At 26.9% G+C, this 14,344-nt stretch carries 27 protein-coding genes; 1 reads left to right on the top strand and 26 read right to left on the bottom strand.

Annotation, left to right across the window (positions count from 1 at the left end; all coding sequences use genetic code 11):
* The 25 genes from ATCC9714_RS17315 to ATCC9714_RS17430 form a co-directional block, all read right to left on the bottom strand.
* A complete protein-coding gene (locus ATCC9714_RS17315) occupies window positions 1–453 on the bottom strand; it encodes a hypothetical protein (RefSeq protein ID WP_021121880.1) in 453 nt (150 codons plus the stop codon).
* Between the two features lie 77 nt (window positions 454–530).
* Window positions 531–836, bottom strand: coding sequence for a phage tail assembly chaperone G (gpG, locus tag ATCC9714_RS17320; protein WP_057544308.1), 306 nt, complete (start codon window positions 834–836; stop codon window positions 531–533).
* A 180-nt stretch (window positions 837–1,016) separates the two neighbouring features.
* The gene (locus tag ATCC9714_RS17325) at window positions 1,017–1,622 is read right to left on the bottom strand and encodes a major tail protein (protein WP_057544307.1); all 606 of its coding nucleotides are present in this window, start codon (window positions 1,620–1,622) and stop codon (window positions 1,017–1,019) included.
* Between the two features lie 36 nt (window positions 1,623–1,658).
* A complete protein-coding gene (locus ATCC9714_RS17330; protein WP_021121879.1) occupies window positions 1,659–2,012 on the bottom strand; it encodes a hypothetical protein in 354 nt (117 codons plus the stop codon).
* Window positions 2,013–2,016: 4 nt separating this feature from the next.
* Window positions 2,017–2,457, bottom strand: coding sequence for an HK97-gp10 family putative phage morphogenesis protein (locus ATCC9714_RS17335; RefSeq protein ID WP_057544306.1), 441 nt, complete (start codon window positions 2,455–2,457; stop codon window positions 2,017–2,019).
* Complete coding sequence (locus tag ATCC9714_RS17340) at window positions 2,457–2,819, bottom strand: phage head closure protein (RefSeq protein WP_057544305.1); 363 nt, start codon at window positions 2,817–2,819, stop codon at window positions 2,457–2,459. Before ATCC9714_RS17340 ends, ATCC9714_RS17335 begins: the two co-directional genes overlap by 1 nt.
* The gene (locus tag ATCC9714_RS17345; RefSeq protein ID WP_021121889.1) at window positions 2,809–3,081 is read right to left on the bottom strand and encodes a hypothetical protein; all 273 of its coding nucleotides are present in this window, start codon (window positions 3,079–3,081) and stop codon (window positions 2,809–2,811) included. The genes ATCC9714_RS17340 and ATCC9714_RS17345 overlap by 11 nt, the downstream gene beginning before the upstream one ends.
* Window positions 3,081–4,229 carry a phage major capsid protein gene (locus ATCC9714_RS17350; RefSeq protein WP_057544304.1) on the bottom strand — a complete coding sequence of 383 codons (1,149 nt, stop codon included), beginning with the start codon at window positions 4,227–4,229 and terminating at the stop codon, window positions 3,081–3,083. The genes ATCC9714_RS17345 and ATCC9714_RS17350 overlap by 1 nt, the downstream gene beginning before the upstream one ends.
* Before the next feature lie 21 nt (window positions 4,230–4,250).
* Window positions 4,251–4,880 (bottom strand): HK97 family phage prohead protease, encoded by a 630-nt coding sequence (locus ATCC9714_RS17355; protein WP_057544303.1) that lies wholly within the window; start codon window positions 4,878–4,880, stop codon window positions 4,251–4,253.
* Window positions 4,849–6,024 carry a phage portal protein gene (locus ATCC9714_RS17360; RefSeq protein ID WP_242853392.1) on the bottom strand — a complete coding sequence of 392 codons (1,176 nt, stop codon included), beginning with the start codon at window positions 6,022–6,024 and terminating at the stop codon, window positions 4,849–4,851. Before ATCC9714_RS17360 ends, ATCC9714_RS17355 begins: the two co-directional genes overlap by 32 nt.
* Window positions 6,025–6,029: 5 nt before the next feature.
* Window positions 6,030–7,655: a terminase large subunit domain-containing protein gene (locus ATCC9714_RS17365; RefSeq protein ID WP_057544301.1), complete on the bottom strand. Its 1,626-nt coding sequence runs from the start codon at window positions 7,653–7,655 to the stop codon at window positions 6,030–6,032.
* The gene (locus tag ATCC9714_RS17370) at window positions 7,645–8,136 is read right to left on the bottom strand and encodes a P27 family phage terminase small subunit (protein WP_057544300.1); all 492 of its coding nucleotides are present in this window, start codon (window positions 8,134–8,136) and stop codon (window positions 7,645–7,647) included. The genes ATCC9714_RS17365 and ATCC9714_RS17370 overlap by 11 nt, the downstream gene beginning before the upstream one ends.
* Window positions 8,137–8,312: 176 nt before the next feature.
* The gene (locus tag ATCC9714_RS17375) at window positions 8,313–8,621 is read right to left on the bottom strand and encodes an HNH endonuclease (RefSeq protein ID WP_021121876.1); all 309 of its coding nucleotides are present in this window, start codon (window positions 8,619–8,621) and stop codon (window positions 8,313–8,315) included.
* A gap of 420 nt (window positions 8,622–9,041) precedes the next feature.
* Complete coding sequence (locus ATCC9714_RS17380) at window positions 9,042–9,503, bottom strand: hypothetical protein (protein WP_021121896.1); 462 nt, start codon at window positions 9,501–9,503, stop codon at window positions 9,042–9,044.
* Between the two features lie 11 nt (window positions 9,504–9,514).
* Window positions 9,515–9,871 (bottom strand): VRR-NUC domain-containing protein, encoded by a 357-nt coding sequence (locus ATCC9714_RS17385; RefSeq protein ID WP_057544299.1) that lies wholly within the window; start codon window positions 9,869–9,871, stop codon window positions 9,515–9,517.
* On the bottom strand, window positions 9,858–10,007 hold the full coding sequence (locus ATCC9714_RS17390) for a hypothetical protein (protein WP_021121882.1): 150 nt from the start codon (window positions 10,005–10,007) through the stop codon (window positions 9,858–9,860). The genes ATCC9714_RS17385 and ATCC9714_RS17390 overlap by 14 nt, the downstream gene beginning before the upstream one ends.
* Window positions 10,008–10,022: 15 nt before the next feature.
* Window positions 10,023–10,280, bottom strand: a complete 258-nt coding sequence (locus ATCC9714_RS17395; protein ID WP_021121886.1) for a hypothetical protein — start codon at window positions 10,278–10,280, stop codon at window positions 10,023–10,025.
* Between the two features lie 30 nt (window positions 10,281–10,310).
* Window positions 10,311–10,724: an ASCH/PUA domain-containing protein gene (locus ATCC9714_RS17400; protein ID WP_077065647.1), complete on the bottom strand. Its 414-nt coding sequence runs from the start codon at window positions 10,722–10,724 to the stop codon at window positions 10,311–10,313.
* A 14-nt stretch (window positions 10,725–10,738) separates the two neighbouring features.
* Window positions 10,739–10,873 (bottom strand): hypothetical protein, encoded by a 135-nt coding sequence (locus tag ATCC9714_RS17820; RefSeq protein ID WP_256313675.1) that lies wholly within the window; start codon window positions 10,871–10,873, stop codon window positions 10,739–10,741.
* Window positions 10,874–11,395 (bottom strand): NUMOD1 domain protein, encoded by a 522-nt coding sequence (locus ATCC9714_RS17405; RefSeq protein WP_021121854.1) that lies wholly within the window; start codon window positions 11,393–11,395, stop codon window positions 10,874–10,876.
* An 18-nt stretch (window positions 11,396–11,413) separates the two neighbouring features.
* Complete coding sequence (locus ATCC9714_RS17410) at window positions 11,414–11,566, bottom strand: hypothetical protein (protein ID WP_021121908.1); 153 nt, start codon at window positions 11,564–11,566, stop codon at window positions 11,414–11,416.
* A 109-nt stretch (window positions 11,567–11,675) separates the two neighbouring features.
* A complete protein-coding gene (locus ATCC9714_RS17415; protein WP_021121856.1) occupies window positions 11,676–11,843 on the bottom strand; it encodes a hypothetical protein in 168 nt (55 codons plus the stop codon).
* Window positions 11,844–11,875: 32 nt separating this feature from the next.
* Window positions 11,876–12,058: a hypothetical protein gene (locus ATCC9714_RS17420; RefSeq protein ID WP_057544298.1), complete on the bottom strand. Its 183-nt coding sequence runs from the start codon at window positions 12,056–12,058 to the stop codon at window positions 11,876–11,878.
* A gap of 10 nt (window positions 12,059–12,068) precedes the next feature.
* Entirely contained in the window at window positions 12,069–12,938 is an 870-nt protein-coding gene (locus ATCC9714_RS17425; RefSeq protein WP_057544297.1) for a rolling circle replication-associated protein, read from the bottom strand.
* A 109-nt stretch (window positions 12,939–13,047) separates the two neighbouring features.
* Window positions 13,048–13,206 (bottom strand): hypothetical protein, encoded by a 159-nt coding sequence (locus tag ATCC9714_RS17430; RefSeq protein WP_155485651.1) that lies wholly within the window; start codon window positions 13,204–13,206, stop codon window positions 13,048–13,050.
* A gap of 127 nt (window positions 13,207–13,333) precedes the next feature.
* Between ATCC9714_RS17430 and ATCC9714_RS17435 the strand changes: the two genes are divergently transcribed.
* On the top strand, window positions 13,334–13,717 hold the full coding sequence (locus tag ATCC9714_RS17435; RefSeq protein WP_244465179.1) for a helix-turn-helix domain-containing protein: 384 nt from the start codon (window positions 13,334–13,336) through the stop codon (window positions 13,715–13,717).
* Window positions 13,718–13,731: 14 nt separating this feature from the next.
* Here ATCC9714_RS17435 and ATCC9714_RS17825 read toward each other — a convergent pair whose 3' ends face one another.
* The gene (locus ATCC9714_RS17825; protein ID WP_021121904.1) at window positions 13,732–13,866 is read right to left on the bottom strand and encodes a hypothetical protein; all 135 of its coding nucleotides are present in this window, start codon (window positions 13,864–13,866) and stop codon (window positions 13,732–13,734) included.
* Between the last annotated feature and the right edge of the window lie 478 nt (window positions 13,867–14,344).

Consider the following 14,344-nt stretch of genomic DNA (forward strand, 5'->3'; position numbering starts at 1 on the left):
CTATGCTTCTATATCTGCATAATCTTCTTGAACACACTCTTTATTTTTAAGTGAGTAATCTATATAATCTAATAACTCAAATATGTTTGTTTCTAAGCATTCCTTTAAAGAAAACTTTAACTTTAATCTAGCAAAATCAAAGATACCATAAAGTATTTTTAAACTTATTTCATACTTACTAATATCTTTTAAATTTTCTTCATCTTCATATCCGTTTTCTTTGTCATAATCATCAAATGCACTTTCGCTTTCTTCTATTTCTTCATCACTAAGTACATTGTTTATTTTTTCATGGACCTGTTCTATATATTTTTCAATTAATATATAAGTTTCTAAAATATCATATATTTCTTTTTGATCCAGTTCTTTTACCTCAATTTTATAATCGAAAAATATATTTATAAGTTTATTTATATAGATTAAATTATCTTTATTTTTATCTATCAAATCCATAGTTTTTATAATTTCTTTATACTTTGAACAACTAAAGTTATTAGTATAAAGACAAGAAATAGATATATCAAATATATCTATTTCTTGTCTTTCATAAAAAGTGCTTTTGTCTTATCTATACTTTTATTTAATTTTTCAGCTACCTCAAGGTCTGCTCTTATAAAATTAAATATTATATCACTTACTTCAAATTCATCATTTATATCATCTTCCGTAAATTGATTATCAAATAAAACTACTAAAGCATTTACCATTTTATCTAAATCTTCATCATCATAATTTTCTTTACCAGTTAATTCATCTCTTACTTTTGAATATACTTTATATTTACTTCTAACCATCTTTCCACTGTCAAATTCCTTACTATTTACTACTATTTTCATAAAAATCACCCTTTCAAATTTGATATTTTTATAAAATAAGCAACTTTTTAAAAATACTTAAATATAGCCATTTTAAGAGGTTACTTATTTTAATTGATTAATACATCGTGTATTTTTTTAAAACTGTTTATAGGCTAATTTAAAAAGCCGTTTTTTCTTAAACCTAAAAAAATTAATACTTTAAGATACTTTTTTAACTGGTTCTTGTACTTTTGAAAACCAATCTTGTATAGCTGTCTTAGCATCTGAATTTTCTTCTAGTAAATAACTTTCATTTACTCTAATTCTCCAATTTCCATCTTTTTGGCGTGGATAGAAAGTACCTTTTAATTTAGGTGTTTGAGTTTTTAATTTTTCTTGATTTGTTTCATAAGTTTCTGTTCCACCTTCGCAGAATTTACCACAATATAACCATACAAATTCATATTTTTTATCAGTTCTTTTGGCTCTCCACCCTAAAGCTATTTCATTAGCCATGTCGTCTTGATTATCTACTAAAAATCCATTATCATATGTGCATCCTTTTAGCAAGGCTTCTTGTTCAGGGCTTAAATCATTTAATTCTATTTCAACTTCTATACTTTCTAAAGTTTCCTCAACTGCTTCTGTACCATCATCACTATATAATTTTTCAACTTTCTTTTTTTCTGTAACTTTAGCACTTATGGATCTAGCTAATTTTTTTATTTTAGTGGCAGAATATTCAGTAACAGTATTTTTTTCAACTAATGCTGCAGATATATCCCTAAGTCCCATTCTTCTACTACTTACAACTGTTTCACTCATTTTATCACTTCCTTTTTGAGAATAAAAAAAGACTTACTATATAAACTCGTTATAAGTAAATCTCATTGCCTTATGATATATTTTTGTTTTAACTTCATAGAAATCTTGACTATCTGTTTTCCTAAAGTCATTTTCTATCATTAATTTCCTAACTTGCTTTTTTAAATTGTATGCTTCTAAGCTATCTTTACTCCAAATATCAAGCTGTATATTATGTTCTATACATCCAGCCTTATCATCTTCATATTCATTATCTTGTTCTAAATACTCATGAATTGTAATATGTGTTTTATTTATTTCTTCATCATACCACCCTTCAAATACTTCAATATTTGTAGATTCTAAAGCCTTTACAACAAGTGCTATAATATCAAAATCTTCATTTTCCACTATATCACCTCTCAAGCTTTTTAATTAATTTATCATATTCTTTTGTAGCTATATTGTCATATTGCTTACCTAGCATCTTATTAACTAATCCAAATGAATGATGCGGAGGTCTTTGACTTGTCCCCCATTCTTCCATTTTCATATAATAGTAATTACTATTGTCGGATTTTTCCCATCCTACAACTATATATTTTTCCCCTTTTTTAGTTCTAAACTTAGGGGGTGGCACATTATCACTAGCATGACCTTGAGGTCTACTTCCTTTTCTTCCACTTTTACTATTATCTTTACTTTTATGAATTAGTGGCTTAACAGTAGAGTAAGCTAGCTCCCCACATTCTTTTAATATCTTTTTATTAGAAGTGTCAACTTCGGCTTCTGATGCTAAAAGTTCCACTGTTTTTATAAGTTCATCTAAGCCTTCAAATTCCATTTCAATGCTCATTACAGCACCTCATTACATTTTAAATGTATATAATCTCTTTTATATCCTAAAAAATCAGGATAATAAATTTTATATTTTTTATTTTGCCATACTATAATAAAATCTTCTTTATTTCTTAGGGCCTCAAGCTTTTGACAATATCGTATTTCAAATATTGCCGTATTTTCTAATTTAGCTTCTAAAGCACTATAAAGTTCCTTGCCATATAAATCAAGTATATTAGCATAACAAGGATGAAAGCTTGTTTCTACTCCTTTAATTCTTCTCCCATTTACAATAGTATCTTTTACTGTTTTTATTTCAATTTTGTGTTTAAAGGTCTTTAATAATTCCTTTTGCTTAGTTTTAAAATCATTGAACATCTTTTTTCACCACATTCATTATTTGAAGATGTGTTAGTTCCTTTTGAAAATTCGTTTCAAAGTACTCTACGGCATTATTATAAGAATATCTTCCATATTCTAATAATAAGTTTTTAGCAAAGGGGCTGTTATCAAAATCAATTTCAACCCCTGCTATGTAATTTAAATATTCCTTACCTGAACTTAGGCTTCTTTCAAGTTTTTGTTTTATTTCTTCATCATACCAAGTAATTTGTAAATTTTGTTTTAATTCATCTAACATTATTTACTCTCTACTGGAACATCTACACTTAATTTTGTTATGTCAAATACAAGGAATGATTCATTATCTATAGGTTCTCCTGTAGCATATTGTTTAGATACATAAGTTCTTTCATCATCTAAAAACTTATATTCATCTGAATACTCTATTTTTTGACTTGATCCAATCCCCATAAAGTAATCTTTTCCCATTCCTGCTATAAGCTTTCCTTTTGGAACTGCTACAGATTGTATAATTTCTGATGGTATAGGCATAACACCATGTACATAAGTCCCTTGTAGTGTTAAAAATGTAGTTGCTCCAAATACTTTTTCCCAATAATCTAAAGGGTTAACTAACATTAAAATAGAAGGAACCGCTCTACTTCCACCTTTTGTTAGTGGAGCCATTACACTTTTACCTAAAGTAGTAGGTTTAAAATCATTTAATTTTATTGCTGCTTTATCAGGATATACACCTTCAACAACAGACCCTTTTAAATCTTTTATCATTCCTATAGGTTGGTCTTTCCCAGTTCCTGCAACTATAGCATATTCTAAAGCCATTGATATAGATTCACTTAATACCGCTCTTACATATCTATCTAACCATTCAGGTCCTAAATCTAACATAGCTTTTGAAACTGGCATATATGCTGTTAATTTATACATGTCTGTTTTTATCTTATCAAAACCTTGTGAAAGTTCTTTTTTAATTGTATCTGTTAATTTTCCCCACCATGCTGCTTCACAATCTGTTTTTCTTATTACCCATTCAGTAACAGCTGTTGTATTTTGGAATGCAATTTTATTTAAAAGTGGATGTTCTTTGTCTAATTCATCAAATACTCTATCAAATACAGTCTTTGGTAAAGCTACATCTAAATTAGTAAATGCTCTTTTTTCTATTACTTGTTCATAATATTTTCTTTCCTCTGTAGTTAAAACATTCATTCCTCTTTCATTTAATACATTTCTATCATTAACTTGTGCTCTTATTAATGATCTAGCTTGTGTTTGTGCTTCTTTTAATATATTTTCTTGTATTCCTTCTGCCATTCTAACCAAAGCTTCTGATATATCTTCCGAATTATTATTTTTTAAAGCTTCATCTACCTGTGCTCTTATTTGTGTCATATCTATCGTTTTATCTAAATTTTTCATTCCCATATTAATCAATTCCTCACTTTCTTATTTAAATGCATTAAAAAATGCTGAAATAATTTCAGCACTTCTATTTTCATTAATTTTATTTTGATTTTGTGGACCTTCTAAGTTTTTTTCTTTTTCTCTTATTTCTTTAATTGAAATATTTGATAATTCTTCAGAACGGCAACTTATTTCTGTGTCTGAATATGCTGGAATAGGTGTAGCTGTTATTTCAAATAAATCAACTTCTGTAATATCTCGATAGAAATTCCAATAATCATCCCATCTAGTTTTTTGATTTACTATATTAAATCCAAAACTACAGCCTTTTACTAATCCTAATCTTACATTTTCTAATAAGTCATTACCATCTGATGTATTAGGAACTTCTAAACTAAATCTTAGCCCTTTATTATCTTCCTCAAGTTCTAAGTTTGAATTAGTTCTCCCTACAACTTTATTCCAATCATGGTTAATAAGCATAAACTTATCTCTAGTCTTATCATTTAATGTTTTTAAAAATGCTCCTGGTGAAATCTTTTCATAAAAGCAATCTCCCCATCTATCCTTTAACTTTGTATATTCATCATTAAAGATAGCAGCATAACCTTCTATTTTTCTTGTTTCTAAGTCAGTACTTCTAAATTGTAGACTTACTGTTCTCTTTTCCATTTTTTCTTTCACCCCCTTTCAAATCAGGATTAAGTACAGATTGATAGTTTTTAGTTACATAGTGTTCTTGTGACCAATCTGTATTAATAGGCTCTTTTCCTATCAATTCTAAGTTATCATCAATTGAGTTAACACCTATTCTAAATAATAAGTCAGCAGCCTTAGATATTTTTGATATATCTACATCTCTAATTCTTTGAGTATTCATTTTTACATAGGTCCTTTCAATAAAATCAGATTTGCCATATATTTTTCTGTTTATTTCAGTAGTAATAAGCTTTGCTATTGGATTTATACAAAACATTAGGAAGTTATCAGTTTGACCTTCAACTCCTGCTATATCTCCCTTTATAACTCCTGCAGGAACATGAAAAGCAGATGCTACAAAGTCTATAATATCGTCTATAACGGCTCTTATATCTCTACTATCCTTAATAGTGCCTCCATTTTTACTTTCTTCAAACTTATAACTATTACTAAGAGGTAAAACTGCATTTTCAGATTCTAAGTAATTTTTAAAATCCTCTTGCATTAATTTATCAAAATTATCTTTTGCAATCCCTTGAAGTGGGGCTTGTCCGTTTATTTGTAATATTCCTTTTCTTCCATTTGATTTTTTATATGAAGATATAGAAACTCCTAAAAGTTTGCTGTAATCACTATATAAACCATCTATAACTTTTTTTATATTTCCATCATTAAGTTTTAAATAAATAACATCTGATTCATTAAATGTATCACTTAATGAATATCCTCTTACAACTACGTTTTTATATGTATCTTCATAAAATACATATTCATCATGTTCAAATGAATCTGCTACAAATAATTGACTATCATGTTGAATTATCAAACATTCATTATCATAGACTAAGTTTGAAATAACTTGCATCCAAAACTCTGTAGCATTTTGATTCATATTAGGCTCAATATTAAATAAATAGTAATTATTTTTTTTGAGCTTTTTACCTTTTTCAAAAGTTTCAAACTCTGCTAAAATCAAAGCATTTGTAATTATGGATATACATGTTTGTATAGCAAATTCTTTATAAAATATTTCAGCTTGTAAAGAACTTGTACCAGTGCCATTCATTTTTACACTAAATAAGTTACTAAAAAAATTTCTTATTCCTATTTTAATCACCTCCCTTAATATGAATAGCATCCATAATAGTTTTGTTCATTAACACTTTGAGGTATCTTTTCGTCTTCACTTAATGCATGTATAAAAGCAAAAAAGCCATCAGTTTTTCTTAACTTAGGCTCTATCTTCTTATAACTTTTATTTCCTTTTTTATCTATATCTGCATAAACATTATTTGTATACCATCGCATCATAGGATCATCACCAAAAATTATATTTTCATTAGCAAATAGTTGTTCTAATAAAGGGGCTATTTTATTATGAGTTATATATCCATTTCGGACATCACTTAAAGGTAATCCAACTTCATTAAATGCACTTGCTAATAAAGATTTTCTATAACTATCAGCTTTAATATCTACTATATTATATTTTGTTGACATTTCTAAAAACCAATCTACTATATATTTAGGATTAACTGAATCTTCTTTTAAAACAGTACATAATTTCATTTTTTTAGCTAATTCAATATCAAATTTTATTTGTCTACCTGGTAAAGTTAAAGCTTTATGACATATAAATGTATGATGTAGCCATACTCTTTTATCTCCAAACTTAAATAAAAGTCCACATCCTACAAAGTCCCTTATACTTGCATAGTCTACTCCACCAATACAAGTACATCCATCTAAAATAGGAATCTTTTGATTTGTAGCAACTATTTTATCCCATTCAGCTACAACAGTAAAACTATCTTGTGCAGGTCTATTCATACGTTTTGTCATAAATTCAATTGCTAATTGAGGTTGATATTTCATATCTTCATATTCTTGCTCCATCTCAATTCTTAAATCTTTAAAAAATTTAAATGATGGATTAGCCTTATTCCACATTTCTTTATCGTCTACTTCCTTATCATCATCTAATCTATAAATAATAGGAAGTAACCTCATTGTTTTATTTTCACCTTTTAATATAGCTTCTGCAATTTCTAAGTAATCATCTAATACTCCACCTCTTACATTTCCATTTGTGGTTATCATAAATGTTCTTGAATGTTCTTTTTTACCTAATGCCGATTTAAATACCTTTATATTTGAATAATCTTCATATTCATGTATTTCATCAAATATAATACATGCAGGTCTTAAACCATCTTTAGTTCTAGCATTTGATGTATTGTATTTTATATATGATTTAGTTTTTTTAAATACAATCTTTTCTTTTGTATAATAAAATGCTTTTTGAAGTTTTTTATTATCATCTATAACATTATATACATCTTCAAATGATGTCTTAGCCTGGTCCTCACTATTAGCAACTATATCTACATTGTATTCCCTCTTACCATGAAAAGAAGTTGTTAAATACCAACTTAAAGCACTGATAAATCCATTTTTACCAGCACCTCTACCCATTACTAATAAAAAAGTGTTCCATACTAAAGTTTCATCATCATAATAGCAATGTACTAAGCCTATAATAAACTTTTCCCAGTCTAAAAGCTTGTATGGAAAATATTGTTCTATCTTCTCTATTGCTTTATCAATTTTTTCTGAATCTATAAAAACATTAGGTTGAGAAAGCTTATCTTTAATTAAAACTATAAGTTTTTTTATATCCTCACCAACTATAAGAGATCCACTTTCGACTAAATCAATATATCTATCTATATGTTTATTAAATTTCATCGTCATCATCTACTTTTGGTGTAGGTATTAATCCAATTCTTACTTTTATTTCAAGCATAGTCTTTAACATTTTTCCTAATTCACTAAGACTATCATTCTTTTTAAATCCTACTTGTTCCCCATTCTTCCATTGAATGGTTACACCTCTTTGTTCTATATCCTTATTTAAGCTATCTACAATCTTACAAAGCTTTATATACTGTTCAACTAAATGTATATTATCTTTAGTATCAGTACCCTTACTTTTAAGTTGATCTATCATATCTTCTTTTATTTCTAAAATATTTCCCAAATCTTGCACCATTGCATCCTCGCACACCTTTTTTAGTGCATTTTCTCTAGACCAACCATGTCTTCTTTTCCATGATTTTATTGTATTTACTTTTACATTATACTTTTCAGCTATATCTTTGTATTTCATCCCTGAAATATAGTCAATATAGGCTTTTTCGTGTTTTTCTAAATTTTTCCCATTACCCATTTCACCACCTCAATTTTAATATTAAAAACTTAGTTGCACCCTATATTTTTCAAGGTTGCCACCCCCCCTCACATGAAAAGTGATTTTTTCTCTTTTGTCCGGGGTATACTCCGACCTATACGGCTTACCCTAGAGTCGATTTTTTTAATAGGGGGGCTATGGTATAAAAATTTTATTTACCATCTTTCTTCATTTATGAATTTTGTTTTAACTCTAGCTAAGTGTTTTTCATGGATTAAGTTATGACATCTATTACATAAACTAATAAGATTATTTATATCTAGTGCAAGTTCAGGATACTTCTTAAGCTCCTTAATATGATGAACGCATTCAGCTTTATGGTATCCACCTTTCTTCTTACACTCTTGACATTCATAGTTATCTCTTATTAAAACTTCTTTTCTTTTCTTAATCCACTTATATGTTTTGTAAAACTTATTAGCTTCTTCATCTTGTATATATCTTTTAAATCTAATATGGACCATAAGTTTTTAACACTTCCCAATATCACTTTTAAAATAAAAAAGACTAGAAATTAATCTAGCCTTTTATGAGAACGTAATTTAATTTGTTTATACTCCATACCTCTACAGAGTTCTCTTTTAGTAAAGTCCTATTTAATTGGCGAGGATAACTGGTATCGAACCTGATTCACCAAATGAAAGTTAGTGGTTTTCCAAATTTAAACTATATCCTCATATAATATTTTCAATCCAGGTAGCTGAGAATTACCTGGCTCTACAGTAATAGATATTATGTGGGTTTATGGAATCTCTACAAAATTTCCATACTATTATTATACTTTAACATTTATGTATGATTTGTGTACGAAACGTACATAAATCGTACACAAATCATACATAAATCGTATTCAAAATATATATAAATTAAATATTAAGTTTATGTTATAATAGTCCTTTTATCTTATCTATTATTTCGACCCTCATTTGCTTGCATTTAGATTCAGACATAGACATCATTGTACTTATATAAGCCCATCCTAAATTCTTATTACTGAAGTATCTTCTATTAACTAAATCTACTTCTTCATCAGTTAATATGGTTAATGCATTTTCTATTTTCTTAATTTCAATTTCTTTTTCTTTCATAGCTTTGTATTTATCTTTAATAGCTTTTTCAATTTCCTTTTCTTTCTTTATAACTTGTTTTTCTGTTGGCTTTGATATATGATTTGTTTTCCCTGTTCTTTCCTCATATCCTATACTTGATAATAAATTATAATCGTAATTATCATTTATATTTATTTTGATTTTTTCTATATCTAATTTTAAACAATTCATTTCTGCTTTAGTTAGATTATAATTAAATAACTTTCCTTCTGCTTCTTTAAATTTGTCACTGCTCATTAATCCCCCACCTAACTAGCTATATATTTTAATATTTCTTCTTTAGCTTCCTCAAATCCAAAACATACAATTGCTTTATAACCTTGTTTATTTAAATTTTCTATCCATCTATCTTGATTTTCATTGGTCTTATTTCTTCCAAACTTCATTTCTATAAATAAACCATGATACTTCCTATTTGCTTTAGGTAAAAATAAGTCAGGAACTCCTGATTTTACACCTTGTTTCTTTAAGTTTGCAGCTTCTAATCTATTTCGACTTCCACCGTTTGGAATGTGAAAAATTAATTCTAATTCAGGATATTTAAATTTTTGTAAATTACACCATTGCATTAATAGTATTTGCTCACTAGCTTCACTTCTTTTCATATTCATTACTTCCTTTTTCTTTTATTACAACTAGATTTTCTTCACACCTACATTTACTGTAGCTATATCTACAATCTTTTTTATCTATTTTAAAATATGTATTACAGTTTCTACACTCTATATAAATACTTTCCATATGCTATTCCTTTGCTTAATTAAATATAGCTTCTAAATTTTCTATTATATAATCTTTCATTAAGTATTCATCAATTATATTCATTCCTGGTATATATAGATTTAAATTCTTAAATTCATATAAATTTAAGACTATATCTAATCCTTTTATATCTTCACATTTAGTTGTATTCTCATTTCCATCTATAACTTCATATTTATCAATTCGCTTTTTAACTTCTAATATATTTATAAACTTATAAAGCTTTTTTCTTTTTTCATCACTTATTTTCATATTAACCTCCAATATAAAAGAATTATTTTGTTACAAATAACTTTCTAAAAGTCTAACATCATGTATACATTCATCTATTATTTCTTTTTCATAAGATTCACCTTTTGTATATTGTCCTGATAAATACACACACAATTCTTTTTCCTGTTCTTTAATTGCCTGTTTTAAAAAATCCCTTATTGTTTTTTCCTTATCCATTCCTTCAATATATGGTTTGATAGATAATATACAATAGCCTTTTTCTAAACCATAATTGCCACCATTTAATTTATATATAATTTTTACTAAATAATCTCTTCCAGTAAAATCTTTATCAAACTCTTTCAACCTTATTAAGTCCCCTACCGAAAATTGTCTATCATCTTTTCTAACTTCAAAACTTTTTTCACCACTAATTACTTTTTCATAGTATTTAGGCAAAATCTTAAGTTCATGTAGTTTCATCTTCCATTTCACTCCTAATTACTTTTATTTTTTCTAAATGCTTGTCTTTCACCTCGAGCTTTCCCAGCATGATATTTGCCACAATACTTAGTAGTTGGTTGAGTTGTTTTAAACTCTTTACCACAATACTCACACTTCTTTATGTACATTTAAGACATCTCCCTTTTATACTCAATTTTATATCTCTTTCTAAATAATCTTTTAGCTGCTATAGCTTCGTTAATATTATGTCTTTTAGCTCCTAAACACTCACATGCCTTATTAATACTTTTAAATTCCATTGTTTCATTTTTTAATGTATCTTTAACTATTAAAGGCTTTCTTTCAACTTTTCTTATAGGCTCTAAAGATTGTATTCTATATCTCTTTTTAAACAGTCTATTATGTTTTATATAAGTTGTTATATCTGCCCTTCTCATATTTAAAAATTTACAGCAATCACTTAAGTTATCAAATTCAATTTCCTTACTTTCAACTTCATCTAAAACTTTTACTTTATAGTTATGTTTTTGATTAGTTCTTTTGTATTCTCTAGTTTCAGAATCCTTGATGTTTTCAAGTACTATATGTTTTATAGCTTTTCCTACAGTTAATTTAGGATTTAATATACAAGCTAATAAAGCCATATAATTTTCTGTATAATCAAAATCATAAGTATTAGAATAGTTCACCCTCTTCACCTCTTATTTTTACTTTCTTTCCAATTCCATTGTTTCAGCTTCTTCTAATGTAAACTCATTCCCACATTCACATTTAAAAGTCGAGTTATCATCAAACTCTACATCTTTTTCAAAACTATCTGGTTGTTTACAGCAAGGACATACAATAACATAAATAGACATTATACTCATCTCCTTTTATCAGCTATATAAGCTAATATTTCTAATCCACCGAATATAAAAATTAAATAATATATAAAAATATATAAATCTTTCATCTTTCGGTTTACCCTCAATTCATAACTGGTTTTGATTTAAAAAATACTTGTTGAGCTTCTTTCCAAACTAATCTAAGTTTAGGATCTTCTCTTTCTATAAGTTGTTTAATATCTAGCCCTTTAACTTTGCATATCTCTTTTACTAAATACTCTAGTTTTATAGCACTTTCTGTTATATCCATTGTTTAATCAATCCTTTTTAAAATTTATTAACTTATTTATTTTCTTTTAAAAATTCCTTAGCTTTTTCTTTTGGATACAAGAAAACACATTTTGAATACCCTTTTAGTAATGTTCTAGTGGAACAAGCTTCTTTATCGCAAATATTTTTATGAGTACACACTTTTCCATCTACAGCAAATAAACAATTTGTATTTTTATATTTTGCTATTCCCATATCTACCACCTCATTCTTTATACTTTCTCATTCTTGCATATATGTAAGGCTTTCCATTATGTTCATTTAAATAAATCTCATGGTCTATAAATACATATCCTGGATTCGCCTTTTCCATTTCTTCTTTTACTAAATCTCTAAATCTAACCATATTATTTATTTTCTTTTTACTAAACTTTGAGTGATTTCTAGTTATACGTGGATCTTTTAGATTTTTGCTACTACACCATCTCTTTTTTCCTTTAGGATCTTTACATAAATAAGTTGCGACCCCAGTTAACCAAAGTTCATCTGTATCTAACCTACGTATATTATTTCTTCTTCCAAGCTTCCATGAGCCTTCTATATCTTCCATAGATAGTATTGAGTTCATTATTACATGGTGATGGCATCTAATCCCTTTAGGGCCTTCTGAATGCTCTGTAACATATACGTATTTAAGTTCCACGTCCAACTCTTTTTTCTTAATTAATCTTTTCAATCTTCTTATAAAATTTTGCATATCTTTTTTAGCTTCTACATGATTCTTTGGTAAGTTTTCATTTGAATATGTAAATGTTATAAAAAAATCTCCATTTTTAAAGTTAGTATTAATTTTTCTTATGAAATTCTTTTGTGCATTTTTATTATTAAGATTTTTTTGAGTTTGTTTATTTTTTTCTGTTTTCCATTCCTTTGGCATCTCAGATTTAAGATACATAGGGTATGTTTCAACTTCTCTAATTAGTCCACTATCTATAGTTTTTGTTACATAAGAGCATTTTGTTCTAACATCTATAATTTGATTTATTTCATCTTCATCGATATCAGATTCTAAAACTCTTGTATGTAGTCTTTCATAATCACACTCTATAAATTTCTTTCTTTGTTTTCCCTTCATGCTATTTCACCTATTGCTTTTACTTTTGTATTCAATAAATAATACTTATGGTTGATTTGTTAATACTTATTACAAGTTCCAACAAAGCCTACCCAGGCTTTATTTTTAATTAAGCTCTTTTACATCTCCTATTTTCCATTTCTATTCTCGCTCTTGTATCTATAGTTGCACTTATATATGCAATAACAGAACTTTTATCTTTTTCATTAACAAACTCTAAATTCTTAAAAATGTCTCTTAATATTTTTTCTTTTTCTTCTAATGACATATAATTCATCTCCTTTTTGTTTGTTAATGTCATTTTAACTCTTTTAAAAAGCAAAATCAAGCTTTTTTTGTCATCTAATGTCTTTTTATGTTTATTATTGTTTTTTACAAGCATTTAGTGTATATTTATGTATGAGGTGATTTTCTTGAAAGAAAGATTAAGAGACTTGAGAACAAAACACTTAAAATTAACACAACAGGAATTTGCTGATTCTATAAAATTAAGTAGATCCAACGTCGGAAATATTGAATCTGGTATAGTCCAATTAACTCAAAGAAACATAGATGCTATTTGTGAAAAATTTAATGTCAATGAAGTTTGGTTAAAGACTGGAGAAGGAGAAGTATTTTTAAATTTATCTCCAGAGGAAGAATTTGATATGCTTGTTGGTAGATTATACGCAGATGACGATTCTTTCAAAAAAAATATAATAAGAGCTATGTTAAAACTGAATGATGAAGATTGGCTTGTTGTGAAGAAATTTACAGAAGAACTTAAAAAAGGCATGTAATTTACATGTCTTTTTTAAATTCTTCTATCTAAAAAATATTTAATGATATTAGTTAAATGATTTATAAATTTTTTATCATCTAAGATATCTATCATCTGTTTTAATTCAATTCTTATTTGCACTAATTCTATATTGTTTTTTTCATTCATTATTTTATACTCCTCAACAATTACTTTTTGTATGATATTTAATAACTCCCGTATTCTCTTTAAAGTGCGACCTAATTGATATTAATATCTTATTTTGATTTTTATTTAAATTTACCATTTTAAAATATCATCTCCTAAACATACTGTAAATACTAGTGTTTGATTATTTATTAGAACATATGTTCTGAATGATTACAGGAAAATATTAACATAAATTTAACACATTGTCAAACATACGTTCTGACTTTTAGCTTAAAAAACTATCATTTTTATGTTATTTTAATAGTTTATAGCTAGGTTTACTTTTATTATGGTTAATATAAATCCCTAATTTGTCGTTATATTTAATTTATAATTTAATTATATATATTTTTAAAAAAGGGATGATCTTCTTTAATAGTATTTAATAGTATTTAATAGTATTTAAAGTATTTAGGCATAGCTGGATATGTTGGAAATACTTGGGTATATGAAGTTA

This window comes from Paraclostridium sordellii (assembly GCF_000953675.1).
Taxonomy (GTDB): domain Bacteria; phylum Bacillota; class Clostridia; order Peptostreptococcales; family Peptostreptococcaceae; genus Paraclostridium; species Paraclostridium sordellii.